Raw genomic sequence first — 25,893 nt, forward strand, 5'->3', positions numbered from 1 at the left:
CTGCTGGCCAGGCCATGCCCCGCTCTCGTAGGGATCAGTTCGGCCCGTCGCAACCGTTAGCCAGCGCAATAAAGAGCACGGATACGCCAGAAAATCGCCAGGGCAAAGTACCCCGGCCGGATCGCGGACGCCGAGCCGACCAGCAGGAACGGGCGCGCAGTGTTGCATGCAGCAGTCGGGCATGCAGGGTTGGATTCAAAACAAACGAAGCGCATACGTCTTATTGGACGGTGAGGGGAGTGATCATGAATTTCAGGAGTCTGTCTATCCGCACGCGGCTGCTGGCCGGGTTCGGCACGCTGGCGGGCATGGTGCTGGTGGTGTCCGCGTATTCGCTGCATGCGCTCGGCGATGCGACCGCAGGTTTCAATGATTACCTGAACGGGCTGAATGCCCGCGCGGACATGGCCGCGCAAGTGCGCAGCGCGGTGGACCGGCGGGCCATCGCGGCGCGCAACCTGGTGCTGGTGACCGATGCGGCGGAACTGGAGCGCGAGAAGGCCGATGCCTTGCGCGCGCACCAGGACGTGCAGACCCGCCTGGCGCGGCTCAATGAGATGGTGCGCCAGCCCGGCATCAGCGATGAGGCGCGCAAGCTGGTGGAGGAGGTGGCGAAGGTCGAGGCGCAGTATGGCCCGGTCGCCACCGGCATCGTCGGCCTGGCGGTGGAGCGCAAGATCGAGGAAGCCGTCTCCCGTATCGACAAGCACTGCCGCCCGCTGCTGGCGGCGCTGATCAAGGCGACCGACGCCTATGCGGAGTTCACCAAGACGCGCCAGAAGGAGATGGAGCGCAGGCTGGAGGCGGATTATGAGCGCCAGCGCAACCTGCTGATCCTGAATTCCCTGGTATCGGCAGCGATCGCTGTCGTTGGCGGGTTGCTGGTCACGCGTGCCATCACTCGGCCGATCCAGCGCGCCGTGGACGTGGCCGGCACCGTGGCCAGCGGCGACCTGGGCGCACGTATCGAGGTGGATCGCGATGACGAGACCGGTCGCCTGCTTGCCGCGCTGCGCGACATGAACGAGCGCCTCACCGCCACCGTCACCCAGGTGCGTGCAGGCAGCGGCAATATTGCCGTGAGCACCAGCGAGATCGCGCGCGGCAACGCTGACCTGAGCAGCCGCACCGAGGAACAGGCGGCGTCGCTGGAAGAAACCGCGGCGAGCATGGAAGAGCTGACCGAGACCGTGCGCCTGAATACCGACAACGCCCGCCAGGCCAGCGAGCTGGCGCGCAGCGCGGCCGACGTGGCGCAGCGCGGCAGCGCCACGGTGCAGCGCGTGGTCGGCACGATGCAGGACATCAGTGCCAGTTCGTCCAAGATCGCCGAGATTACCGGCATCATCGAAGGCATTGCCTTCCAGACCAACATCCTGGCGCTGAACGCGGCGGTGGAGGCGGCGCGTGCCGGTGAGCAGGGCCGCGGCTTTGCCGTGGTGGCCAGCGAGGTGCGCGGCCTGGCGCAGCGCTCCTCGAGCGCGGCCGAGGAGATCAAGGACCTGATCGAGGCGTCGGGACGCCAGGTGCACGACGGTGCGTCGCTGGCATCAGAGGCGGGCCAGACCATGGCCGAGGTGACCCAGGCGGTGGCGCGCGTGACCGGCATCGTGGAAGAGATTGCCACGGCGTCCGCCGAACAGACCCGCGGCATCGAGCAGGTCAACCAGGCCATCGCGCAGATCGACCAGGTGACGCAGCAGAACGCGTCGCTGGTGAACGAAGCTGCCAACGCGTCGCGCGCGCTGGAAGAGCAGGGCCGCGAACTCACTGAGGTGGTGGCGTTCTTCCGCCTGCCGGGCGAAGGCGGCGCCTCGCACCTGGGTGCCGATACGCTGGCCACGCAGCGGCGCGCGGCGCACAGGCTGGCCGCGGCATAGCGCCACGCCGAGGCGGCGTGGCTGCAAGATGGCCCCGGGGCGGGTAAACTGGCCGGTCCCAGCCTCCTTGCCATCGCCATGACCGCCCTGCCTATCTCCTTCGACGACGTCGCCGCCGCCCACGAACGCATCCGCGCGGCGGCCCACCGCACCCCGGTGCTGACCTCCGCCACCGCGGACGCGGCCACCGGCGCGCAGCTGTTCTTCAAAGCCGAGAACTTCCAGCGCATCGGCGCCTTCAAGTTCCGCGGCGCCTACAACGCCATCGCCCAGTTCACGCCGCAGCAGAAGGCGGGCGGCGTGCTGGCGTTCTCTTCCGGCAACCATGCCCAGGCGATCGCGCTGTCGGCCCGGTTGCTGGGCGTGCAGGCGGTGATCGTGATGCCGCAGGACGCCCCCGCGATCAAGATCGAAGCCACGCGCGGCTATGGCGCCGAAGTGGTGCTGTATGACCGCTACCAGGACGATCGCGAGGCGCTGGGCCGGCGCATCGCCGCCGAGCGCGGCATGACGCTGATTCCGCCGTATGACCATCCGCATGTGATGGCGGGGCAGGGCACGGCCGCCAAGGAGCTGTTCGAGGAAACCGGCCCGCTGGACATGCTGGTGGTGTGCCTGGGCGGCGGCGGGCTGCTTTCTGGCTGCGCGGTGGCGGCCCAGGCGATGTCGCCCGGCTGCGCCGTGTACGGCGTCGAACCTGAGGCCGGCAACGATGGCCAGCGCAGCCTGCGCAGCGGCGAAATCGTCCGCATCGACACCCCGCGCACCATCGCCGACGGCGCGCAGACGCCGTTTCTGGGCAACCACACCTTTGCCGTGATCCGCGAGCTGGTGATGGACATCGCCACGGTGTCGGATGCCGAACTGGTCGACACCATGAAGTTCTTCGCCGGGCGCATGAAGATCGTGGTCGAGCCCACCGGCTGCCTGGCTGCCGCCGCGGTGCTGCACGGCAAGCTGGATGTGAAGGGCAAGCGCGTGGGGGTCATCATCTCGGGCGGCAATGTCGACCTGGGCGCCTTTGGCAGCTTCCTGCTGGGTTGAGTCGGGCGGCAGGGAATCCTGGACTGGCCCCGGCCGTCTAACCTGCAATCCGCGACGACAATGCCAGGAGTGGCCATGACGGACAAGCGCCACTATGACGTGCTGGACACCGGCGCCGGCAAGCCGGTCAAGCTGTGGACGCGCGGCGTCCCGGTGGAAAGCGCTGCCCGCGAGCAACTGCTGAACACGGCGCGGATGCCGTTTATCTTCCGCCATCTCGCGGTGATGCCGGATGTACATCTGGGCAAGGGCTCGACCATCGGCTCGGTGATCCCGACCGTGGGCGCGGTGATTCCCGCCGCGGTGGGCGTGGACATCGGCTGCGGCATGATGGCCGTGAAGACTTCGCTCACCGCCGCTGACCTGCCCGACAACCTCGGGCCGCTGCGCAGCGCGATCGAGCACGCCGTTCCGCACGGCCGCACCGCGCAAGGCGGACGGCGCGACCAGGGTGCCTGGGGCTCGGCCCCGGCGCCCGTTGACGCGGCATGGGCCGAAATGGCGCCGGGCTTTCGTCGCATCACCGACAAGTATCCGCACCTGGCGCGTACCAACCATCGCAATCACCTGGGCACGCTCGGCACCGGCAATCACTTTATCGAGGTGTGCCTGGACGAGGCCCAGTCAGTCTGGTTCATGCTGCACAGCGGCTCGCGCGGCGTCGGCAATGCCATCGGCACGACCTTCATTTCGCTGGCGCAGCAGGACATGCGCAAGCACCTCGCCAACCTGCCGGACCGCGACCTGGCCTACCTGGTCGAAGGCTCCGAGCATTATGAGGACTACATCTTCGCCGTGTCGTGGGCTCAGGCCTACGCGCGCCGCAACCGCGAGCTGATGATGGAGGCGGTGCTGGCAGCGGCGCAGCGCGTGCTGCGCAGGCCGTTCCAGGCGCGGCTGGAGGCGGTCAACTGCCATCACAACTACGTGCAGAAGGAACACCACTTCGGCGCCGAGGTGCTGGTCACGCGCAAGGGCGCGGTCAGCGCGCGCGTGGGCGAGCTGGGCATCATCCCGGGATCGATGGGCGCGCGCTCGTTCATCGTGCGCGGCAAGGGCAACCCGGAATCGTTCTGCTCATGCAGCCACGGCGCGGGCCGCACCATGAGCCGCAGCGAGGCCAAGCGCCGCTTCACCGTGGCCGATCAGGTGCATGCGACCGAGGGGGTCGAATGCCGCAAGGACGCCGCCGTGATCGACGAGATCCCGATGGCGTACAAGGACATCGACGCGGTGATGGCGGCGCAGGCTGACCTGGTGGAGATCGTGCACACGTTGCGGCAGGTGGTGTGCGTGAAGGGGTGAGTGGGCCGGTGCCCCAGGGGGGTCAGTCGACGAGCAGATTGATTTTCGTCGCGAATTTCTGCCAGCGATCGATGTCGGAACTCACCAGCTTCTGGAATTCAGCGGGCGTGCTTGTCGTCGTGGCAAAGCCGAGCTGCGTCAGCGATGCCTTGATCTCAGGCCTGGCGATGGCCCTGGCGATTTCCGTGTTCAGCCTTTGCACGATCTCGGGCGGCGTATTTGCCGGGGCGAGGATGCCGAACCACTGGTCGACGTCATAGCCGGCCACGCCAAGCTCGCTGACAGTTGGTACGTCGGGCAGGAACGGCGAGCGCGCCTTCGAGGTGACGGCCAGCGCGCGCAGCTTGTTGCTTTTCAGGTAGGGGATGGTGTTGGTCAGCGTGTTGACACTGACATCGGCCTGGTTGCCGAGCACGTCGGCGATGGCGGGAGCGCAACCCTTGTACGGCACGTGCAGCATATCCATCTTTGCCGAGACCTTCAGCAATTCGCCGGCCAGATGCTGCGGGGTGCCGTTACCGCACGACGCGTAGCTGGGGGGTGAGCCGCTCCTGCCGGCCGCCAGCAGGTCGCTGAAGGTGCGGAGCTTCGAGTGCGATGGCACGGCGATCACCGATGGCACCGACGCGAAGGTGATGACGGCGCTGAAATCGGACTTGGGATTGAACTGCAGCTTCTTGAAGACGCTCGGGTTGATGGCAAAGCTGCTGTTGACGATGAGCAGTGTATAGCCGTCGGCAGGGCTCTTGGCGACGAACTCGGCGCCAATATTGCCGCTGGCGCCGGGCCGGTTGTCGACGACCACGGGCTGCCCCAGCGACTTGCTGAGGTCATTCCCAATCAGGCGCGCAAGGGAATCGGTCCCCCCTCCGGCCGGGAACGTTACCACCACGCGGATCGGCTTTTGCGGGAAGGTACTGGCGATATTGGCTTCGGCGCGCCCGGGCAGGGTGCCCAGGCTGCCTGCGACAAACAGGAGCGATGCCAGACTTCTGACGACGGATAGGGGTCTCATTGATATGCCTCGTCGGTTAGGGTGAAGGAAGCGGAAAAGCCGGTCAATCGGGGTCTATACGCACCGCCTGGCAGTACTCGCCGCCAGCGCGCGCCAGTGCCGCAGCCGCCTCAAGCGCTTCCGCGGAGCCGGCGTGGATACGGTAGAGGGGTTGCCCTGGCGCTACCTTTGCACCGATCGTGCACAGCATGTCGACGCCTGCACCGCCATCGCGCGGCGCCCCGGCGGCGCGCGCCACGCCGGAAATCTGCAGGCCATCGATGCCCGTGACCCGGCCCTGCGTGGCGGCGGGAACGACCTGCGTATGCGTACCCGGCGCCACTGGATCGGCGCGAGCGCCCTGCGCAGCGGCGATGCGATCGAACGCGGCTCTGGCCTTGCCTTCATGCAGCAGCGCGGTCGCAATTTGCATGCCGTGTTCGGGGGAGTCCACGCGGGGATCGAATGCGATGATTTCGCCGGCAAAGCGCAGGGCCTTTTCACGCAGGTCGGCGGGTGCATCGGGCGCGTTGTCGAGCACGAGGCGGACGTCGCGCACTTCCAGTGCGGGGCCGATGCCGCGCCCGATCGGGCGGCTGCCGTCAGTGACCAGTGCGCGTACGTGCAGGCCCAGTCCCTTGCCGACGTGTTCGAACAGCGCGCCCAGCGCCTCGGCGTCGGCGCGCGTTGCCAGCTTGGTTTGCGGCCCATAGGGCAGGTCGACGATGACGTGGGTGGCGCCGGCGGTGTACTTCTTCGACAGGATCGACGCCACTGACCAGCGCCGCGAATCCAAGCGCAGCGGCCGCGTGATGGCGTTCATCACATCGTCGACCACGGAATGGTTCAGCCGTCCGTTCCAGGCAATGCATGCGCGCGCTTGGGCCACGCATCGGCGCACGTCTTCATGCGCCAGGTCGACCCGTGCGATGGTCTCCATGGCATCGGCGGTGCCGGCGGCAGAGGTGATCGCGCGCGACGATGTCTTGGGCATCGCCAGCCCGTAGGCGGCGACGATCGGCACCACGATCAGCGTGATGCGGCTGCCGGGAACGCCCCCCATCGAATGCTTGTCGACGACTACCGGTTCGTCCCAGTCGATGCGGGGTGTGAAGGCGGTACGCGCGCGTGCCAGTGCCACCACTTCCTCGTCTGTGAGCGTGCGGGTGGCGGCAACGAGGAACTCGGTCAACTCTGCCTCGGTGTACCGCCCGGCGATGGCGTCCTGCAGCACGGCGACGTAGGCAGCTTCGTCGAGCGGATCGCCGCGCAGCTTGGCCATCAGGTTGGTTCGGCTGGCCGGCCGTTCGGCGGCGGATGCCCCGGTGCCGTTGCGCAAGGCTTCGACAAAGCGTGCCGTGCCCGCTTCCAGCGTGCTGTCGTTCGACACCGTGATACACGGGACGTGTGGCGGCACCGGAGCCCCTGCGCGTGCCACGCGGCTGGCAACCTGGTCGCCAGATTCCCGCCCGCGCGCGGCAATGCGCTGCGCAAGCACGTCATGCGGTGCCGTCACCACGATCACGACGAAGCGGGGCAGGCGGGCCGCAAGTTCGGCGATGACGCCTCGCGAGCCATTGGCCACGACGTTGCGGCCGCGTTCGAGTTCGAGCATCAGGGAGCGGGGCAATCCGTAGCACAGGTCGTGCGCGTCCCAGGTCACCAAGAACTCTCCGCTTCGCTGGCGCCGCGCGAACTCGGCCTCCGTGACACCTTCGTGCGCTTCGCCAGCAGAGCCGTCAGGGCGGGTAATGACGCGCCGCGCAAAAACGTAATCGTCATCGAGCGCGGCACGTGCACCGTCGATCAGGGAGTCCTTGCCAGCGCCACTGGGCCCCACAACAAAGAAGAATGTGCCGGTCGCCTTCATGAGAATTACCTTAGATGTCGAAGTTATGTGGCTATGCTAGCACCGGCCAAGGGGGTGTCAAGATAAGTTCGATGTCTAAGTTAATGCAAGCAACGAGCCAGCGCCCGCAAATCCAGTGTGTACGCGGGATTCGCGGGCTTATAGGGGAAAACACGGGGAGCAGGGTGCGCGGTGACGGTGCCCCGTGCATGGGTTGCGGGCATGGTGCACTGATGGAGTGAACGCTACATGGAGAGGCGTTGCCGATGAAGCGGTGGTGTCGGCGTGCCAGCGCCGGAGGCGCTATCATGTGCGCTGTCGCTGGCGCCGGGCCGTCCGGTGCCGCATGCATACGCTCTACTTTCCCTCACGACTATGGCCACAAAGAAGCCGGATGCTCCGGTCCCGATCACGCCTGCGGATGAAGCCGATGAAGAACGGCTTGCCCACCTGGTGAAGGATGCCGCCCGGGCCTATATCCGGGCGCTGCAGTTGCGCCTGGCGGAGCATTCGGTTTCGTATGGGCACTGGACCATCCTGCGCATCCTGTGGCGCCATGACGGCGTGTCGCAGCGAGAGTTGAGTGAACGGGCCGGCGTGACCGAGCCGACGACGTTTGCGGCAGTCAAGGCGCTGGAGGCGCTGGGCTACGTGGAACGCACGCATCTTCCCGGCAACAAGAAGAAGGTGCATGTGTTCCTGAGCAAGACCGGACGCGCGCTGCGCCGCAAGCTTGAACCGCTGGCGACCGAGGTGAACGAACTCAGCGTGGAAGGTGTGAGCGAAGAAGACGTGCTGACCACGCGTCGCGTGCTGATCACGATTGCGAAGCGGCTGGTCGCCGACGAAGTCGCGTCGGCAGAACATGGGCGGCGGGTCCCGTCCACACAGGAGGTAGGGCGCCTGCTCTCGGATCTGTAGACGACCCGCAACGGAAAAGACCCTCGCCGGGCGAGACCGGCAAGGGTGAATGCCTTGGGTAGAAGGCGTGAATCGGTCAGAGCGATTGGGGTGAGCGATTGGGGGGCTGTTCCCCCCGGTGTCAGGCTTCGTCGAGCCCGATGTCGACGGCAGGGGCGGACTGGGTGATCTTGCTCGTGGAGATGTAGTCCACGCCCGTTTCCGCCACGGCCCGGATCGTTTCCAGGCGGATGCCGCCTGAGGCCTCGACCTTGGTCCGGCCATTGACGATCTGCACGGCTTCCTTCATGTCGGGCACCGACATGTTGTCCAGCATGATCACGTCGACACCGGCTGCCAGGGCTTCGTGCACCTGTTCCAGCCGGTCGCATTCCACTTCCAGCTTGGTCAGCACGGGCAGCTTGCGGCGCACGCGTGCCACGGCGGCAGCGATACTGCCGCACACGGCGATGTGGTTGTCCTTGATCATCACGCCGTTGTCCAGGCTCAGCCGGTGGTTCAGGCCGCCGCCGCAGGTCACCGCGTGCTTTTCCAGCGCTCGCAGGCCCGGCGTGGTCTTGCGGCTGTCGATCAGGCGCGCCCTGGTATGGGCGATGGCCTGGGCATAGGTTGCCGTATGGTTGGCGATGCCGCACAGCCGCTGCATGATGTTCAGCGCGGTGCGCTCGGCCGTCAGGACGCTGCGTGCATTGCCGCTCACGTTAAGCAGCACCGCGCCTTTTTCAACCTTGTCGCCGTCGGCGACGCGCACATCGACCGACAGCGTCGGATCGTAGCGCGCGAAGATGCGTGCCGCCACGTCGATGCCGGCGATGAGCATCGGCTCGCGGGCGTTCATGCAGAAGGTGCCGGTCTCTCCCGGTTCAATCATGGTCTGGACGGTCAAGTCGCAGATGCCGATGTCTTCGGTCAGCCAGAGATCGATCAGCTTGTCGGTGGCGAAAATGTCGTACATGAAGGGCTCCTGAACGGTGGTTGCGGTACCTCATAAATCTTAGAGATCGAAGTACATGGCGCAATACTAGCCCTTCCGTGCGCCATGTCAAGTAATATTCGAGATCTAAGATAAAGCGCAAACCTACCGCGCAAACTGCCCCAGCACCGTCCCGACCGCCTCCAGCCCCGCCTCGATCATGTGCTGCATGTAGGTGCCCATCTGCGGCATCACCAGCATCAGCACCAGCAGCCCGCCCGACAGCGTGACCGGGAAGCCGACCGCAAAGATCGACAGTTGCGGCGAGGCGCGGTTCAGGATGCCCATCGCCAGGTTCAGCGTCAGCAGCGCCGCGATCATCGGCAGCGCCAGCAGCAGGCCGGACGAGAACACCATGCCGCCGGCGCGGGCCACGGCCATGGCGCCGCCGGCGGACAGCGGCGTGCCGCCGATGGGCAGGCCGTTGAAGCTGTCGACCAGCGTGCCCAGCATCAGCAGGTGGCCGTCCAGCGCCAGGAACAGCAGCATCGCGATCAGATTCAGGAAGCGCGACAGCACCATGGTCTGGCCGCCTGCGGCGCGGTCGAAGAACGAGGCAAAGGACAGGCCCATCTGCAGGCCGATGATTTCGCCGGCCTGCTGCACGGTGGCAAAGACCAGCCGCATGGCGAAGCCGGTGGCCAGGCCGATGCCGATCTCGTTGAGAATAATCATCAGACCGCCGAAGGAGTACACCGGCACCACCGGCAGCTGCGCGATGGTGGGCGACACCACCATCGCAATCATCGCCGACAGTGCGATCTTGGCGCGCCGCGGGATGGTGGACTCACCGAACAGCGGCGCGGTGCCGATCAGGGCCAGGAGCCGGAAAAAGGGCCACAGGAACGCCACGAGCCAGCTGTAGAGCTGGGCTGAGGTGAATTCGACCACGGCGGGGAGTCAGCGGGCAGGGAGGGCGAGGGGGTGACGACAGCGAGCGCGGCCGCAGTCAGTGCGCCAGCGCGGGAATGCTCTGGAACACTTCGCGCATGTAGTCGACCATGGAGTTGATCATCCACGGCCCGGCCAGCACCATGGTGGCGAACAGCGCGATCAGCTTGGGGATGAAGCTCAGCGTCATCTCGTTGATCTGCGTCGCGGCCTGGAACAGGCTGACCACCAGGCCGGCGGCCAGCGCCACCAGCAGCAGCGGGGCGGCCAGCAGCAGGGTCATCTTCATCGCCTGGGTGGCGATGGTCATTACGGTCTCGGGTGTCATGGCTCGGAGTCTGCGGTGTGTGGCGGGAGCTGGGGCTGCCTCAGTTCATGAAGCTCTGTGCCAGCGAACCCAGCAGCAGCTGCCAGCCGTCGACCAGCACGAACAGCATCAGCTTGAACGGCAGCGAGATGGTGGCCGGCGGCACCATCATCATCCCCATCGCCATCAGCACGCTGGCAACGACCAGGTCGATGATCAGGAACGGGATGAAGATGGTGAAGCCGATCTGGAACGCGGTCTTCAGCTCGCTGGTGACGAAGGCCGGCACCAGGATGCTGAGCGGCACTTCCTCGGGGCCCTGCATCTCCGGCGCCTTGGTCATCTGCGCGAACATGGCCAGGTCTTTCTCGCGGGTCTGGCGCAGCATGAAGGCCTTGAGCGGCTCCGCGGCCTTGGCCGCGGCGGCCTCCAGGCTGATCTTGTTTTCCGACAGCGGCTTGTAGGCGTCGTTGTAGACGCGGTCGAACACCGGTGCCATCACGAAGAAGGTCAGGAACAGCGACAGGCCCACCAGCACCTGGTTGGGCGGCGAGCTGGCGGTGCCCAGTGCGCTGCGCAGCAGGCCCAGCACGATGATGACGCGGGTGAAGCCGGTCATCATCAGCATCGCCGCCGGCAGGAACGACAGCGAGGTCAGCAGCAGCAGCGTCTGCACCGGCAGCGACCAGATCTGGCCGCCGCCCGGGGCGGGCTTGCTGACGACGCCGGGCAGTGTCTGGGCCCAGGCCTGTGCGGGCACCAGCGCGGCAACGGCCAGCATCAGCGCGAGCAGGGACAGCAGCGGGCCCGGCAGCGGGCGCCGCAGCGCGGCACGCGGGAAATTCATGACTTGAGGTGATCCTGCATCGAGCGCAGCAGCTTTTCGGCAAAGGTGCCGCCACCCGGCTGTTGCGAAGGGCCTGCACCGCCGGTGGCGGCGAGGGGATTGGCTGCGGTGGTGCCCGCAGGCAGGGTATGCAGCGGCCGGATTTCGCCGGGGCTCACGCCCAGTACCAGCCAGGTATCGCCCACCTCGACCAGCACCAGGCGCTGGCGTGCGCCCAGCATGGTGCTGCCGACCACCTTCATCGCGCCGCCGGTGGCGTGACGCACCAGGCCGGCGCGCCGGGCCACCCAGGCCATGCCCAGGATCAGCGCGACGATGGCGAACAGCCCCAGCCCGGCCTGCGCCAGGCTGGCCGCGCCGCTGATGGCCGGCACATGCGTGCCGTCGGCGGCCATGGCGGCCCCCGGCAGCGCCGCAAGCACGGCCAGGCTGGCGCGCGTCTGTATGGTCATTTGTTCAGCTTCCGGATGCGTTCGGACGGCGTGATGATGTCCGTCAGGCGGATGCCGAACTTGTCGTTCACCACCACCACCTCGCCCTGCGCGATCAGGTAGCCGTTGACCAGCACGTCCATCGGCTCGCCGGCCAGGCCGTCCAGCTCCACCACCGAGCCCTGCGCCAGCTGCAGCAGGTTCTTGATGGGCACCTTGGTGCGGCCCAGTTCCACGGTCAGCTGCACCGGGATATCGAGAATCATCTCGATATCGTTGCGGAAGCCGCTCGGCGCTTCCTTCGCCAGCGGCTGGAACACGGTGGCGGCGGCCGGGGTGGCCGCGGGTTGGGCCGCCGGTGCGGCAGCTGCGGGGGTTGCGGCGGATGTGGCGCTGGTCTGCTCGGCCAGCGCGCTGGCCCAGTCGTCCATCGGATCGACGGGCTTGTCCTCGATGCCGTCACTCATAATCGCTGTCCTCGGTGTCCAGGTGGGAATCGCCGTCCTGGTGATTGATCATTCGTTCTACCCGCAGCGCGTACTGGCCGTTCATCGTGCCGAAGCCGCATTGCATGACGGGCACGCCGTCCACCTTGCCAAATACCTTCTCCGGCAGCTCGATCGGCAGCACGTCGCCGGCGCGCATCGCCAGCACTTCGGCCACGGTGCTTTGCAGGTGCGCGAACTCGGCCACCAGCTCCACCTCGGCCGCGCGCAGCTGCGTGGACAGTTGCGTGACCCAGCCCTTGTCGACTTCCTTCTCATCCTGCAGCGGATTCATCAGCAGGTCTTTGAGCGGCTCGATCATCGAGTACGGCAGGCAGACATGAAGCTGCCCGCCGACGGCGCCCAGTTCGATATGGAAGGCGGTGGTCACCACGGCCTCGTTGTGGGTGGCGACGTTGGCAAACTTGGGGTGCATCTCCGAGCGGATGTACTCAGTCTCGATCGGGTGCACGGTGCGCCAGGCGTTGCCGTAGCTGGCCAGCGTCAGCTCCAGCATGCGCTGGATGATGCGCTGCTCGGTCTGGGTGAAGTCGCGGCCTTCCACGCGGGTGTGGAAGCGGCCGTCGCCGCCGAACAGGTTGTCCACCACCAGAAACACCAGGTTCGGGTCGTAGACGAACAGCGCCGTGCCGCGCAGCGGCTTCAGGTGGACCAGGTTCAGGTTGGTCGGCATCGGCAGGTTGCGCGCGAAGTCGCCGAATTTCTCGATCCTGATGCTGCCTACGGTGATGTCAGCGCCGCGGCGAATGAAATTGAACAGCGCCGTGCGCATCGAGCGCGCAAAACGCTCGTTGATGATCTCCAGCGTGTGCAGGCGGCCGCGGATGATGCGTTCCTGCGTGGCCAGGTTGTAGGGGCGCACACCGCCCTCGTCGAGCGCAGGCTCGCTGGCCTTGGGCGTATCGGCTTCGCCGGATACGCCCTTGAGCAGCTCGTCGACCTCGTCTTGCGAGAGGAACTTGTCGTAGGCCATCTAGTGTCCTGCCCCTTGTGCGGCGTTATGGATGAATCCGGTGCGGCCCTGGCTTGCGCTTACTGCACCACGAAAGAGGTGAAGAGCACGTCCAGCACCCGCTGCGCCGGCAGGCCGCTGGCAAACGGCTTGCTGATGGTGTCGCGGATGTCGTCGGCCAGCTTGCGCTTGCCTTCGACGGTGGCCAGGTCGGCCGGCTGCCTGGCCGACAGCAGCAGCAGGATGCGGCTGCGTGCCTCGGGCAGGTACTGCGCCAAGCGTGCCTGGGTTTCGGCATCGGCCACCTTCAGCGACAGGCCGGTGTGCAGGAAGCGGTCGCCGTCGTCGCTGCGCAGGTTGACGGTGAACGCGTCCAGCGGCACGAAGATCGGCGGCGGTACGACCGGGGCGGCGGGCGCAGCGGGCGCCGCCGGCTGGCGGTTGCTCAGCACGCTGCCCAGCACGAAGCCTCCGGCGCCCAGTGCCACCACCAGCACGCCGGCGCCGATCAGCAGCAGCCGGCCGCGCTTGCCTGTGTTGCCAGTCCGGGGAGGGGAAGCCGTGTTCGCCATGAGAAGCCTGTATCGGAATGCCTGCCATTCTTCCGGAATCGCAGGCCAGCAAAGGGCCGAAAAAAAGGGGGAAACCCTTTCAGCTTGGCCATTTGAGCGGAAAGGGAGCAGGCACGGCTACGCGAGCGGGCGCCCTGTGATGCGCGCCTGCAGGCTGGTTAACGCTTGATGTCGTGTGAACTTGAGTGCTGGTGCAAGCTGCCGCGATTCCTGGCCGGGCCGCGGGGCCGGTCGCGGGAGCGCCGTCATGCATTCCCTACTACGCTAGTCGGGTAGTGATTCATGTGGATTCGTAGGCAATTAAGTTTCCAATGCCTTGATTTTCATGGTATTTTTTGTTTTCACTCTTATATAAGATATAAGACATTTGACCAAGGAGCGGCTTCGGACTACAATCGCGACGTAACGAGATTTTCTAAACCTAATTACTCAGCAGGTTCCCATGCTTGAAAACTATCGCGCACATGTGGCCGAGCGCGCCGCGCTTGGCATCCCCCCTCTGCCCCTGACCGCCAAGCAGACGGCCGAGCTGGTCGAACTGCTGAAGAACCCGCCCGCCGGTGAAGAGCAGAACCTGGTCGAGCTGATCACCTACCGCGTGCCGGCCGGCGTGGATGACGCCGCCAAGGTCAAGGCCTCGTACCTGGCCGCCGTGGCGCTGGGTAAAGAGAAGTGCGCGCTGATCTCGCGCGCCAAGGCGACCGAGCTGCTGGGCACAATGCTGGGCGGCTACAACATCTCGCCGCTGATCGAGCTGCTGGACGATGCCGAGGTCGGCACCGTCGCCGCCGAGGCGCTGAAGAAGACCCTGCTGATGTTCGACGCCTTCCACGACGTGAAGGAAAAGGCGGACAAGGGTAATGCCAATGCCAAGGCCGTGCTGCAAAGCTGGGCCGACGCCGAGTGGTTCACCAGCCGCCCGGAAGTGCCGCAAAGCCTGACCATCACCGTGTTCAAGGTGCCGGGCGAAACCAACACCGACGACCTCTCGCCGGCCCCGGACGCCACCACCCGCCCGGACATCCCGATGCACGCGCTCGCCATGCTGAAGAACAAGCGCGAAGGCGCGGCGTTCCAGCCGGAAGAAGACGGCAAGCGCGGCCCGGTCAAGTTCATCGAGTCGCTGAAGGAAAAGGGCCACCTGGTCGCCTACGTGGGCGACGTGGTCGGTACCGGCTCGAGCCGCAAGTCCGCCACCAACTCGGTGCTGTGGTTCACCGGCGAAGACATCCCGTTCATCCCGAACAAGCGCTTCGGCGGCGTGTGCCTGGGCAACAAGATCGCCCCGATCTTCTACAACACCATGGAAGACGCCGGCGCGCTGCCGATCGAGCTGGACGTGTCGAAGATGGAAATGGGCGACGTGGTCGAACTGCGCCCGTACGAAGGCAAGGCCCTGAAGGACGGCGCAGTGATCGCCGAGTTCAAGGTCAAGTCCGACGTGCTGTTTGACGAAGTCCGCGCCGGCGGCCGTATTCCGCTGATCGTCGGCCGTGGCCTGACCGCCAAGGCGCGCGAGGCGCTGGGCCTGGCCCCGTCGACGCTGTTCCGCCTGCCGCAGAACCCGGCCGATACCGGCAAGGGCTTCACGCTGGCGCAGAAGATGGTTGGCCGCGCCTGCGGCCTGGCCGAAGGCAAGGGCATTCGCCCGGGCACGTACTGCGAACCGAAGATGACCTCGGTGGGCTCGCAGGACACCACCGGCCCGATGACCCGCGACGAGCTGAAGGACCTGGCCTGCCTGGGCTTCTCGGCCGACCTGGTGATGCAGTCGTTCTGCCACACCGCCGCGTATCCGAAGCCGGTCGACGTCAAGACCCACCACACCCTGCCTGAGTTCATCAGCACCCGCGGCGGCATCTCGCTGCGCCCGGGCGACGGCGTGATCCACTCGTGGCTGAACCGCATGCTGCTGCCCGACACCGTCGGCACCGGCGGCGACTCGCACACCCGCTTCCCGATCGGCATCAGCTTCCCGGCAGGTTCGGGCCTGGTGGCCTTTGCCGCCGCCACTGGCGTGATGCCGCTGGACATGCCGGAATCGGTGCTGGTCCGCTTCAAGGGCAAGATGCAGCCGGGTGTGACCCTGCGCGACCTGGTCAACGCGATTCCGCTGTACGCGATCAAGCAAGGCCTGCTGACCGTGGCCAAGCAAGGCAAGCAGAACATCTTCTCGGGCCGCGTCCTGGAAATCGAAGGCTTGCCCGACCTGAAGGTCGAGCAAGCGTTTGAACTGTCGGACGCCTCGGCGGAACGTTCGGCCGCCGGTTGCACGGTGCGCCTGAACAAGGACCCGATCATCGAATACATCAACAGCAACATCACGCTGCTGAAGTGGATGATCGCCCAGGGCTACCAGGACCCGCGCAGCCTGCAGCGCCGCATCAAGGCCATGGAAGCGTGGCTGGCCGATCCCAAGCTGCTGGAGCCGGACGCCGACGCCGAGTACGCCGCCGTGATCGAGATCGACCTGGCCGACGTGCATGAGCCGATCGTGGCTTGCCCGAACGACCCGGACGACGTCAAGACCCTGTCGGAAGTTGCCGGCGCCAAGATCGATGAAGTGTTCATCGGTTCGTGCATGACCAACATCGGCCACTTCCGCGCAGCTTCCAAGCTGCTGGAAGGCAAGCGCGACATCCCGGTCAAGCTGTGGGTGGCTCCGCCGACCAAGATGGACCAGAAGCAGCTGACCGAGGAAGGCCACTACGGCGTGTTCGGCACCGCCGGTGCCCGCACCGAAATGCCGGGCTGCTCGCTGTGCATGGGCAACCAGGCACAGGTGCGCGAAGGTGCCACGGTGATGTCGACCAGCACGCGTAACTTCCCGAACCGCCTGGGCAAGAACACCAACGTGTACCTGGGTTCCGCCGAACTGGCGGCGATCTGCTCGCGCCTGGGCCGCATCCCGACCAAGGAAGAGTACATGGCCGACATGGGCGTGCTCAATGCCAACGGCGACAAGATCTACAAGTACATGAACTTCGACCAGATCGAGGACTTCAAGGAAGTGGCCGACGGCGTGACGGTGTAAGCCGCGCAGTCAGGCTGGCATGAAGAAGGGGCCCCCGCTTGCGGGGCCCCTTTTTTGCTTTCAGCGACACGCCGCGGCGCAGGCGGATGGTTCAGTCCAGCGGAACGCCGTGGCGCGCGGCGTACGCCACCACTTCGGCCGTGTTGTGCAGGTCGAGCTTGCGCATCAGGTTCTCGCGGTGCTTGCGCGCGGCCCTGCATCGCGCGGTGCAGCCGGCCGAGACCGCCTGAGGCCCTGCGCTGCATGCATGGCACGGGCGGTTTATGATCGGGTTTTTCCAACGTCCGGCGCCTTCTTGCGCAGTGCGCAAGCGCCTGAACCAGGAGCCAGTGTGCCCGATTTGTCCGCTTTCCCCATCACCCGCAAATGGCCGGCGCAGCATCCCGACCGCATCCAGCTGTATTCCCTGCCCACGCCCAACGGGGTCAAGGTGTCGATCATGCTGGAGGAGACCGGCCTGCCGTATGAACCGCACCTGGTACGCTTCGACGCCCACGACCAGATGTCGCCGGAGTTCCTGTCGCTGAGCCCGAACAACAAGATTCCCGCCATCCTCGATCCCAACGGCCCGCGCGGCAAGCCGCTGGCGCTGTTCGAGTCGGGCGCGATCCTGCTCTACCTGGCCGACAAGTCGGGCAAGCTGATCCCGGCCGACCCCGCGCGCCGCTACGAAACCATCCAGTGGGTGATGTTCCAGATGGGCGGCATCGGGCCGATGTTCGGGCAGGTGGGCTTTTTCCACAAGTTCGCCGGCAAGGAGTACGAGGACAAGCGCCCGCGCGACCGCTACGTGGCCGAAAGCCGGCGCCTGCTGAATGTGCTGAACCAGCGGCTGGAAGGGCGCGACTGGATCATGGGTGACGAATACACCATCGCCGACATCGCCACCTTTCCGTGGGTGCGCAACCTGGTTGGCTTCTATGAGGCGGGCGAACTGGTCGGCATCCAGGACTTCCCGCATGTCAGGCGCGTGCTGGAGGCGTTCGTCAAGCGCCCGGCCGTGGTGAAGGGGCTCGATACGCCGCACCGCGGCTGAGGCAGCCGCGGCGTGCGTGGCCATCGTCCTGCACGGTGGCTTCCCCGGCGTCTACAGAGGGGCGGGTGGCCCGCATCCTATAGTCCAGGGACAGGCGCGCCGCCCCGCGTTGCCTGAGGAGCCCGGATCATGCCGATGCCCACCGCCATCTCCCTGTTGCGTGTCGTCCTGCTGGCGGGCGCCACCGCTGCGCTCGCCGCCTGCGGCGAATCGGCCAAGCTGCCTTCCGAAGCGGGCTTTGGCCCCGTGCCGCAGCTGCCGCCACCCAACCAGACCGCGATCCCCACCGTCAAGATCGCGCCGGCCATCGGCTGGGCAGCGGGCCAGCGCCCGGTGCCGGCCGCAGGCATGGCGGTTACGGCCTTCGCCGACAAGCTGGACCATCCGCGCTGGGTCTACGTGCTGCCCAACGGCGACGTGCTGGTGGCCGAGAGCAATGCCCCGCCCAAGCCCGACGATGGCAAGGGCATCCGCGGCTGGATCATGAAGAAGCTGATGAAGCGCGCCGGCGCCGGCACCCCCAGCGCCAACCGCATCACGCTGCTGCGCGACACCAACGGCGACGGCGTGGCCGACCAGCGCTCGGTGTTCCTGAAGGACCTGAACTCGCCGTTCGGCATGGCCCTGGTCGGCAACGACTTCTACGTGGCCGCCACCGACGCGGTGCTGCGCTTCCCGTACCAGCCCGGACAGACCCAGATCACTGCCGCGCCGCAGAAGGTGGTGGACCTGCCCGGCGGGCCGCTCAACCATCACTGGACCAAGAGCCTGATCGCCAGCCGCGACGGCAGCAAGCTGTACGTGACGGTGGGTTCCAACAGCAACGTGGGCGAGCACGGCATGGACAGGGAGGTCGGCCGCGCCGCCATCTGGGAGGTCGACCCCAAGACCGGCACGCACCGGATCTTTGCCAGCGGCCTGCGCAATCCCAACGGCATGGCGTGGGAGCCGGTCACCGGCATGCTCTGGACTGCTGTCAACGAGCGCGACGAGATCGGCAGTGACCTGGTGCCGGACTACATCACCTCGGTGCGCGACGGCGGCTTCTATGGCTGGCCCTACAGTTACTACGGCCAGCATGTCGACGCACGCGTGAAGCCGCCGGCGCCGGACCTGGTGGCCAGGGCCATCGTGCCGGACTATGCCGTGGGGGCACACACCGCATCGCTCGGGCTGGCCGCCGCCGGCGGCAACAGCTTGCCGGCGCGCTTCAGCGAAGGCATGTTCGTCGGCCAGCACGGGTCGTGGAACCGCAGGCCGCTGGCGGGCTACAAGGTGATCTTCGTGCCGTTCAGCAAGGGCCGGCCCAACGGCGCTCCGTTCGACGTGCTGACCGGCTTTCTCGATGAGGACGGCAACGCGCGCGGGCGGCCGGTGGGCGTGGCGATCGACCCGCGCGGCGGACTGCTGGTGGCCGATGACGTCGGCAATACGGTGTGGCGGGTCAGCGGCGCGAAGTAGGCGGACCATGGCGCGGCAGCGGCGGCACTGCGCCGCTAGAATGACGGCGCCCCCCCGAGTCCGCTGCCGCCCATGTCTCTCACTGTCTTCGCAGTCGTCCTGCTCGCCGCGTTCCTGCATGCCGCCTGGAACGCGGTGGTCAAGGGTGGCGGCGACAAGATGCTGTCGACGGTGATGGTGGCGGTGAGCGCCGGCCTGATGGGCGCCGTGGCGCTGCCGGCGTTGCCGCAGCCGGCGCCGGCGAGCTGGCCTTTCATCGCCGCGTCAGTGGGCGTGCACGTGGTGTATTTCGCGCTGGTGGCACGCATCTACCACACCGCGGACATGAGCCAGACCTACCCCCTGATGCGCGGCACCGCGCCGCTGCTGGTGGCGGTGGCCAGCGTGGGCTGGCTGGGCGAGCACCTTTCGGGGCTGGCGTGGGGCGGCATCGCCGTGGTCAGCCTGGGCATCCTGGCCATGGCGGGCGGCGGTCACGGTGCCCGCGCTGCCGCTGGCAGCCGTGAAGGCATGTGGCTGGCCCTGCTGAACGCGCTGGTGATCGCCGCTTATACGCTGATCGACGGCACCGGCGTGCGCCGCTCCGGCGCGCCGGTAGCGTATGCGTTCTGGATCTTCGTGCTGACCGCGGTGCCGCTGGCGGCGTGGGCGCTGGTGGCGCGCCGGCCGGCACTGGCCGGCTACGTGCGGCGCAACCTGGTGTTCGCATTGGTTGGGGGCGGCGGCACGCTGGCGTCCTACGGGCTGTCGCTGTGGGCGATGACACGCGCGCCGGTGGCTCCGGTGGCGGCCCTGCGCGAGTCCTCGATCCTGTTCGGCGCGCTGATCTCCGGACTGCTGCTCAAGGAGCGGGTGGGCGTCGCCCGCCTGGGCGCGGCGTGCCTGATCGCCGCCGGCGTGGCCACGCTGCGCTTTGCCTGAGGGCAATCCGGGTGACGGCCAGGGCGCCCGGCCGCTGCGCGCCGCCGGCGCTGTCTATACTTGGCTTTACCGGGGTCAGACGGCGGAGGGGCACTGCGTCCGCGCAAACCGGCAGCCTGGCATCGACGCCGAGGAGAGGGCATGGACCACACCGCAGATTCGTTTCGGGCCTTTGAGCTGGCCGGCTGGGAAGATCCCGAGGTCGTCAGCCAGTACCAGGAGCATCTGTCGCACGTGACCCGGCAATCGGTCGAGTCCCTGCTGGATGACGCCCATGTGGCCAGCGGGCTGCGCGTGCTGGACGTGGCCACCGGCTCCGGCCATGTCGCGGCTGGGGCGGTGCGGCGCGGCGCCGAGTCCGTCGGCATCGATTTCTCGCTGGCGCAGGTGCAGCTGGCGCGCAAGCTCCATCCGGATGTCCACTACGAGCAGGCCGATGCGCAGGCGCTGCCGTTCGGCGATGCCAGCTTCGATGCCGTGGTCAATGGCTTCGGCATGTGCCACCTGTCCGACCCGGAGACCGCGCTGGCCGAAGCGTTCCGCGTGCTGCGCCCGGGCGGGCGCATCGCCTTCACCGTGTGGGACACGCCCGAGCGCGCGGTCGGCTTCGGCGCGGTCTATGCCGCGATCCGCGCCTGCGGCTCGATGGAGGTCGATCTCCCCGTGGGGCCGAACTTCTTCCTGTTCAGCGATCCGGGCCATTGCCGCACCGCGTTGCAGCAGGCCGGCTTTGTCTCGCCCACATGCCGCAGCGTGCCGCAGGTATGGCGCTTCTCCACGCCCGACCAGCTGTTCGATGCGCTGGCCCAGGGCACCGTGCGAGCCGCCGCCACGCTGCGCGCGCAGACCCCCAGGGCCCGCGATGAGATCCGCGCCGTGCTGCGCGGCACCGTCGCCGCCTATATGCGCGGCAGCGGCTTCGAGGTGCCGATGCCGGCGGTGCTGGCGGCGGCGGTCAAGCCCTGAGGGCGGCACCCACGCGCCCGTCGTGGAGCGGATGCCGCCGGGAGTGTTGGAGATCGACCGACATCCCCGTTGCCAGCGTTGGCCTGGCCCCACCATTCCGTCCCCGGAAAGTGCCGTAATCCACGCCGCAACCAGCCTTGCGGCGGTGGCACGGTCATTGCGCAATGGACAGCGAGCGCGGCGCCGCGGCTCGTTGTGCCACCTGCCAGCAATGGCTTCCCGGAGAACCCCGATGAACACCCGATCCCAATGCCAGACAGGGCAGGCCGCGCCGCGCCCGCCCGCAATCCTGCACCGCTCGCGCCAGGCCATGGCGCTGCTGCGCGTGCTGGGCTTATGCATCAACAGCGTCGCCTGCGCCCAGTCCGAGGCGCCGCAGGCTGCAGCGCCGGCCGTGCAGGCCGTGACGCCGGAACAGAAGTTTGCCCCCGGATACCTGGAGGCCGTTGCCACTGGCTATGACAATGGGTTGGCCTTGCGGGAGCCGGAAGGCCTCGCGCCGCTGAGGCCGCCGCGCGAGGCGCGCAGCGCGCCGGCGGCAGGCGCCGTGCCGGTTGCGATGCCAGCGGCGGTGCGGCCGCAGCCGGCGCGCTGACCCGGCGGGGCCCATCCGAACAAGACAGCATAGTTGCAGTACCGTCGGCGGGGCATGTGACGGCAATTGCGGAATATTCGCCCTCAATTGCCTACAATTCGTCACACCGGTTAATCCCCCGCCCCATGGACATCGAACTCGCCCGCACCTTCCTGCAAGTCGTTCGCACCGGCAGCCTGCTGGCCGCGGCCGACAAGCTGCATGTCACGCAGACCGCCGTGACCGCGCGCATCAAGAGCCTGGAATCGCAACTGAACTGCCGCCTGTTCGATCGCAACAAGGCGGGCGCACGGCTGACGCCCGATGGCCAGCGCTTTCTCGGCTACGCCAGCCAGCTGGTGCAGACCTGGGAGGCGGCCTGCCGCGAACTGCCGTTGCCGGCCGGGCTGGCCAGCCTGTTTCGTTTCGGCACGGAAATCAGCCTGGGCAATCCGCTGGTGCTGCTGTGGACCACGCGCCTGCGCCAGCTGATGCCGGCGCAGGCGGTGCGGGCGGAAGTGGGGGAAGGGGCGGAACTGCAGCGCAAGCTGCAGTCAGGCACGCTGGACGCGGCGCTGGTCTACCAGCCGGAGTATGCGCCCGGCATGCATGTCGAGGCGCTGATGGAAGAGAAGCTGATCCTGATCCGCTCGACGCAGCGCGATGGCGGCTATGTCTATGTCGACTGGGGGCCGGAATTCCGCCGCCAGCATGACAGCGCGCTGCCGGAGCATGCGCGCGCCTCGCTGTACTTCAACCTGGGGCCGCTGGCGCTGCAGTACATCCTGCAGTTCGGCGGCAGCGGCTATTTCCGGACACGCGTGGTGCAGAGCTACCTGGACAGCGGGGTGTTGGCGCGCGTGGAAGGCGCCTCAGAGTTCTCTTATCCAGTGTTCCTCGTCTGCGCCAGGACCCCAACAGGCGCGGCGCAGGACGCGGTGCGCATCCTGCGTGACATCGTGCGCGAAGAATCCGACTGGTCGCAGCGCTGGGATTTCCCGCAGTAGCGCAAAGCGGTCAGATCCGGACCGGCACCAGTTGGCCCATCGGGCCGGGCACGGCCACCAGGCGCCATTGCCGCACGCGCCGCACCCGGCGCCCGCGTCCGCCGCCGCGCGGCGGGCGGGGTTCCAGCCCGGCAAAGCGGCCATGCAGTTGCGCGCGTTCGAACACCGGCTCGGGCACCCGCGTCCCGATCAGCCAGGTGACGCTGCCTCCCAGTGCCACCAGTGCCAGTGCCAGGGCAATCCAGAGGACGGCTTCCATGTTCCCGCTCCATCGAATAGGTATCTGTGATTCCAGTATTGGCGCAAACCGTTGCGGCGGGTAAATGAAAGTTATTTCCACTTCATATCAATAAAATTGCATTCAAGCTGGCTTCTCCTTCAAACCTGTCCGTTCGGCTGCGGTAGGAAAAATCATCCTTTCGGACGAATCTCATAGCCGCTGCACGGCAGACACTCAGGCGGTCACTCTCAAAAACACCAGGAGACCCCGCCATGCAACGCCTGATCTTCGAAGCTGAACACGACGCCTTTCGCGAATCCGCCCGCCGCTTCTACCAGCGCGAGGTGGGGCCGCACGGCGAGCGCTGGCGCGAACAGGGCTGCGTGGACCGCGAGGTGTTCCGCAAGGCCGGCGAGCAGGGCTACCTGCTGATATGGGCCGATGAGAAATACGGCGGCGCCGGCGTGGAGGATTTCCGCTATGAGCAGATCCTGATCGAGGAAAACGCGCGCCACGGCGACTCGGGATTTTTCGGCACGCTGCACTCGCGGCTGGTGGCTCCGTATATCGGCCGTATCGGCAATGAGGAGCAACGCCAGCGCCTGCTGCCGGCGGCCGCGCGCGGCGAGTCGATCTTTGCCATCGCCATGACCGAGCCGCAGGCCGGCTCCGACCTGGCCGGCATGCGCACGCGTGCCGAGGACCACGGCGACCACTGGGTGCTGAACGGCGCCAAGACCTATATCTCGAACGGCCAGCTGGCCGACTTTGTGGTGGTGGTCGCGCGCACCGATCCGGAGCGCAGCCACGGCCTTGGCCTCTTTATCGTCGAGCGCGGCATGCCGGGCTTCGAGCGCGGGCGCAAGCTGCGCAAGATGGGCCTGCACTCGCAGGACACCTCCGAACTGTTCTTCGACAACGTCAAGGTGCCCAAGGCCAACGTGCTGGGCGAGCCCGGCCAGGGCTTCCGCTACCTGACGCGCCACCTGGCTGAAGAGCGGCTGATTGGCGCCTGCGGCTACATGGCGTCGGCGCAGGTGGCGTTCGACCTCACGCTGGACTACGTCAAGGAGCGCAAGGCCTTCGGCCGGGCGATCGGCACGTTCCAGAACTCGCGCTTCAGGCTGGCCGAGCTGCGTGCGCAGCTGGATGCGCTGCAGACCTTCGTCGACCAGTGCGTGCTGCAGCACAACGCCGGCACGCTGACCGTGGAGACGGCGGCGTCAGCCAAGCTGCTCACGTCGGAACTGCAGGGGCGCATGGTCGATGAGGGCGTGCAGCTGCACGGCGGCGCCGGCTATATGGAGGAATACCGCATCTGCCGCATGTACACCGACGCGCGCATCTCGCGCATCTACGCCGGCAGCAGCGAGATCATGAAGGAGATCATCGGCCGCAGCCTGGGGCTGGATGACCGTGTGAAGGGGTAAGGAGAAATGAGGGCGGACGAAGGGATCAGGTCCGCCCCAATTTCCGACGGCATGGCCGGCAACGGCCCGCAGCGGTGGTTGTTTTTTCCGGTTGGCTAGGGTTTTCGCGTAGTTAAAGGCTTTTGTCAGCCCAATGAAAGCTGTTTGTAATGCGATTCGGTTTGAATGCGTGCGGGAGATCGTGTCCGGGTGGCGTTTGATGCATCAGGACTGCAGGCGAGGGCGCACCAAGACAGCCACGCTTCGCGACCGCACTGGCGGGATCGGGGTCGGATGAATATTTGCCGCCCCGGTGCACCGTTCGGCGGGCACGGTCGTTTACCGCAGACCGTTGTCGAACTGAGCCTGACTGACCGTGCCTTTTGTCTTTTCCCGTATTGCCGTGGGTGCCCTGCTGGTACTGGGGGTTCTGGCCCGGCCCGCGGCAATCCTTGCCGCCGAACGCCCCGCCGATCCGCTTCCTTCCGCTGATTCCGCAGATGCTGCCGGTCCTTGCGTGCCGCCGCCGGCGGGCGCGACGCTGACCCTGGCGCAGGTGCGCCTGGACGCACTTCGCTGCAATCGCGACATCATCGCCGCCCGCCGCGGCGTCGAAGCCAGCCAGGCGGACATACAGATCGCTTCGCAGCGGCCCAACCCGGTGCTGAGCCTGGGCGTGACCAACATCAACCCGCATGCCGGCATCGGCTCGGGCAACCTGCGCAGCAAGACCGTGGACTCCACCCTGCGCGTGGACCAGCTGATCGAGACCGCCAACAAGGGCGGCCTGCGCGTGGACGCCGCGCGCAAGGCCAGCGCGGCCGCCGGCGAAGTGGTGCAGGCGGTGGTGGTGCAGCAGACCGCCGGGGCGGAGCAGGCCTTCTATGAGGCGGTGATCAGCCAGGAGCGCGTGGGCGTGCTCAGGGAGATGCTGGGCCTGTACGACCGCACCCGCCAGGCCAGCGAGACCCGCCTCAAGGCCGGCGACGTCTCGCGCGCCGATGTGACCAAGCTGCAGCTCGACGCGCTGCGCGCGCAGAACGACATGCGCCAGGCCATGGCCGACCACAGCCGCGACAAGGCCCAGCTGGCGCAGGCCATGGGCGTGCCCGGCACGCTCGCCGACAACCGGCTGGTGCCGGACTGGCCGCCGCTGGATACCCCCGTGCCGCAGGTCGACCCCGACACGCTGCAGCGCCGCCCCGACGTGACCGCGGCCGAGGCCCGCCTGGCGGCGGCCGCCGCCGCCCGCGACCTGGCACGCGCCGGCCGCGTGCCTGACGTGACCGTGGGCGCGCAGGCTGAGCACTATCCGGTCTCCGCCACCAATACCAATGGCAGCGGCAACAGCTACGGCGTGTTCCTGACGATCCCGCTGTACGTGCGCCACCGCAACGGCGGCGAGGCCCGCCGCGCCGAGGTGGACTACTACGCCGCGCTGGACGAGCGCAACCGCGTGCTGCTTGAAGCCGGCAATGAGATGGAACGGCTGCGCAGCCAGCTCGAAGCCTCGCGCCAGTCACTGCGGCAGATGCGCGACGACGTGTTGCCCGCTGCCGAAAGCGTGGCCGGCAGCGCCGAGTTTGCCTACGGCAAGGGCGCCACCGGCGTGCTCGACCTGCTCGATGCCCGCCGCGCGCTGCGCCAGACCCGGCTCGACGCCGTCAGCGCCCAAGGCGATTACGCCAAGGCCCTGTCGGCCTACCGCGCCGCGCTGCAGACCTCCACGACCGGCACTGCGACGACCACCTCGCGTCCCTGAACCGCAGTTCCAGCGAATCCAATGCACTCTC

At 67.2% G+C, this 25,893-nt stretch carries 24 protein-coding genes; 13 read left to right on the plus strand and 11 right to left on the minus strand.

Annotated features, from left to right (window positions below):
- Nucleotides 1-245 precede the first annotated feature (245 nt).
- The 3 genes from KB879_RS20225 to KB879_RS20235 all read left to right on the plus strand — a co-directional run bounded on the left by KB879_RS20225 (nt 246) and on the right by KB879_RS20235 (nt 4,229).
- Complete coding sequence (locus KB879_RS20225; protein ID WP_211979674.1) at nt 246-1,880, plus strand: methyl-accepting chemotaxis protein; 1,635 nt, start codon at nt 246-248, stop codon at nt 1,878-1,880.
- Nucleotides 1,881-1,958: 78 nt separating this feature from the next.
- Nucleotides 1,959-2,924, plus strand: coding sequence for a threo-3-hydroxy-L-aspartate ammonia-lyase (locus KB879_RS20230; protein WP_013952202.1), 966 nt, complete (start codon nt 1,959-1,961; stop codon nt 2,922-2,924).
- Between the two features lie 75 nt (nt 2,925-2,999).
- Nucleotides 3,000-4,229 carry an RtcB family protein gene (locus KB879_RS20235; RefSeq protein WP_013952203.1) on the plus strand — a complete coding sequence of 410 codons (1,230 nt, stop codon included), beginning with the start codon at nt 3,000-3,002 and terminating at the stop codon, nt 4,227-4,229.
- Nucleotides 4,230-4,251: 22 nt separating this feature from the next.
- Here KB879_RS20235 and KB879_RS20240 read toward each other — a convergent pair whose 3' ends face one another.
- Complete coding sequence (locus KB879_RS20240; RefSeq protein WP_153953871.1) at nt 4,252-5,244, minus strand: tripartite tricarboxylate transporter substrate binding protein; 993 nt, start codon at nt 5,242-5,244, stop codon at nt 4,252-4,254.
- Nucleotides 5,245-5,287: 43 nt separating this feature from the next.
- Nucleotides 5,288-7,093 carry a phosphonate metabolism protein/1,5-bisphosphokinase (PRPP-forming) PhnN gene (phnN, locus tag KB879_RS20245; RefSeq protein ID WP_013952205.1) on the minus strand — a complete coding sequence of 602 codons (1,806 nt, stop codon included), beginning with the start codon at nt 7,091-7,093 and terminating at the stop codon, nt 5,288-5,290.
- A 354-nt stretch (nt 7,094-7,447) separates the two neighbouring features.
- Here phnN and KB879_RS20250 point away from each other — a divergent pair, with 354 nt between their 5' ends.
- On the plus strand, nt 7,448-7,993 hold the full coding sequence (locus tag KB879_RS20250) for a MarR family winged helix-turn-helix transcriptional regulator (RefSeq protein ID WP_041228799.1): 546 nt from the start codon (nt 7,448-7,450) through the stop codon (nt 7,991-7,993).
- 121 nt (nt 7,994-8,114) lie between these two features.
- Here the strand turns inward: KB879_RS20250 and nadC are convergent, their stop codons facing one another.
- From nadC to fliL, 8 genes are all read right to left on the minus strand, one after another.
- Nucleotides 8,115-8,948: a carboxylating nicotinate-nucleotide diphosphorylase gene (gene nadC / locus KB879_RS20255; RefSeq protein WP_013952207.1), complete on the minus strand. Its 834-nt coding sequence runs from the start codon at nt 8,946-8,948 to the stop codon at nt 8,115-8,117.
- Between the two features lie 123 nt (nt 8,949-9,071).
- A complete protein-coding gene (fliR, locus tag KB879_RS20260; protein WP_013952208.1) occupies nt 9,072-9,857 on the minus strand; it encodes a flagellar biosynthetic protein FliR in 786 nt (261 codons plus the stop codon).
- A gap of 58 nt (nt 9,858-9,915) precedes the next feature.
- On the minus strand, nt 9,916-10,185 hold the full coding sequence (fliQ, locus tag KB879_RS20265) for a flagellar biosynthesis protein FliQ (protein ID WP_010810398.1): 270 nt from the start codon (nt 10,183-10,185) through the stop codon (nt 9,916-9,918).
- A 40-nt stretch (nt 10,186-10,225) separates the two neighbouring features.
- Entirely contained in the window at nt 10,226-11,011 is a 786-nt protein-coding gene (gene fliP / locus KB879_RS20270; RefSeq protein WP_371827367.1) for a flagellar type III secretion system pore protein FliP, read from the minus strand.
- Nucleotides 11,008-11,463, minus strand: coding sequence for a flagellar biosynthetic protein FliO (gene fliO, locus KB879_RS20275; RefSeq protein WP_013952210.1), 456 nt, complete (start codon nt 11,461-11,463; stop codon nt 11,008-11,010). Before fliO ends, fliP begins: the two co-directional genes overlap by 4 nt.
- Nucleotides 11,460-11,909 (minus strand): flagellar motor switch protein FliN, encoded by a 450-nt coding sequence (fliN, locus tag KB879_RS20280; RefSeq protein ID WP_013952211.1) that lies wholly within the window; start codon nt 11,907-11,909, stop codon nt 11,460-11,462. The genes fliO and fliN overlap by 4 nt, the downstream gene beginning before the upstream one ends.
- A complete protein-coding gene (gene fliM / locus KB879_RS20285) occupies nt 11,902-12,921 on the minus strand; it encodes a flagellar motor switch protein FliM (RefSeq protein ID WP_013952212.1) in 1,020 nt (339 codons plus the stop codon). Before fliM ends, fliN begins: the two co-directional genes overlap by 8 nt.
- A gap of 59 nt (nt 12,922-12,980) precedes the next feature.
- Nucleotides 12,981-13,472 (minus strand): flagellar basal body-associated protein FliL, encoded by a 492-nt coding sequence (gene fliL, locus KB879_RS20290; RefSeq protein WP_011616679.1) that lies wholly within the window; start codon nt 13,470-13,472, stop codon nt 12,981-12,983.
- A 442-nt stretch (nt 13,473-13,914) separates the two neighbouring features.
- On the opposite strand from fliL, the gene acnB reads away from it, so the two are divergent.
- From acnB to KB879_RS20325, 7 genes are all read left to right on the plus strand, one after another.
- On the plus strand, nt 13,915-16,506 hold the full coding sequence (gene acnB, locus KB879_RS20295) for a bifunctional aconitate hydratase 2/2-methylisocitrate dehydratase (protein ID WP_013952213.1): 2,592 nt from the start codon (nt 13,915-13,917) through the stop codon (nt 16,504-16,506).
- Nucleotides 16,507-16,837: 331 nt separating this feature from the next.
- A complete protein-coding gene (locus KB879_RS20300) occupies nt 16,838-17,542 on the plus strand; it encodes a glutathione binding-like protein (RefSeq protein WP_211979675.1) in 705 nt (234 codons plus the stop codon).
- A gap of 129 nt (nt 17,543-17,671) precedes the next feature.
- Nucleotides 17,672-19,003, plus strand: coding sequence for a sorbosone dehydrogenase family protein (locus tag KB879_RS20305; RefSeq protein ID WP_013952215.1), 1,332 nt, complete (start codon nt 17,672-17,674; stop codon nt 19,001-19,003).
- A 72-nt stretch (nt 19,004-19,075) separates the two neighbouring features.
- Entirely contained in the window at nt 19,076-19,924 is an 849-nt protein-coding gene (locus KB879_RS20310; protein ID WP_211979676.1) for an EamA family transporter, read from the plus strand.
- Nucleotides 19,925-20,065: 141 nt separating this feature from the next.
- A complete protein-coding gene (locus tag KB879_RS20315) occupies nt 20,066-20,890 on the plus strand; it encodes a class I SAM-dependent methyltransferase (protein WP_211979677.1) in 825 nt (274 codons plus the stop codon).
- Nucleotides 20,891-21,122: 232 nt separating this feature from the next.
- Complete coding sequence (locus KB879_RS20320; RefSeq protein ID WP_153953867.1) at nt 21,123-21,485, plus strand: hypothetical protein; 363 nt, start codon at nt 21,123-21,125, stop codon at nt 21,483-21,485.
- A gap of 125 nt (nt 21,486-21,610) precedes the next feature.
- On the plus strand, nt 21,611-22,471 hold the full coding sequence (locus tag KB879_RS20325; protein ID WP_013952219.1) for a LysR family transcriptional regulator: 861 nt from the start codon (nt 21,611-21,613) through the stop codon (nt 22,469-22,471).
- Nucleotides 22,472-22,481: 10 nt separating this feature from the next.
- Here the strand turns inward: KB879_RS20325 and KB879_RS20330 are convergent, their stop codons facing one another.
- Nucleotides 22,482-22,730, minus strand: coding sequence for a hypothetical protein (locus tag KB879_RS20330; protein ID WP_153953866.1), 249 nt, complete (start codon nt 22,728-22,730; stop codon nt 22,482-22,484).
- Between the two features lie 233 nt (nt 22,731-22,963).
- On the opposite strand from KB879_RS20330, the gene KB879_RS20335 reads away from it, so the two are divergent.
- Both KB879_RS20335 and KB879_RS20340 read left to right on the plus strand, forming a co-directional pair.
- On the plus strand, nt 22,964-24,121 hold the full coding sequence (locus KB879_RS20335) for an acyl-CoA dehydrogenase family protein (RefSeq protein WP_153953865.1): 1,158 nt from the start codon (nt 22,964-22,966) through the stop codon (nt 24,119-24,121).
- A gap of 355 nt (nt 24,122-24,476) precedes the next feature.
- On the plus strand, nt 24,477-25,862 hold the full coding sequence (locus KB879_RS20340) for a TolC family protein (protein ID WP_211979678.1): 1,386 nt from the start codon (nt 24,477-24,479) through the stop codon (nt 25,860-25,862).
- Nucleotides 25,863-25,893: the final 31 nt, after the last annotated feature.

Origin of the sequence: Cupriavidus sp. KK10 (genome assembly GCF_018223725.1) — a bacterium.
Lineage (GTDB): Bacteria > Pseudomonadota > Gammaproteobacteria > Burkholderiales > Burkholderiaceae > Cupriavidus > Cupriavidus necator.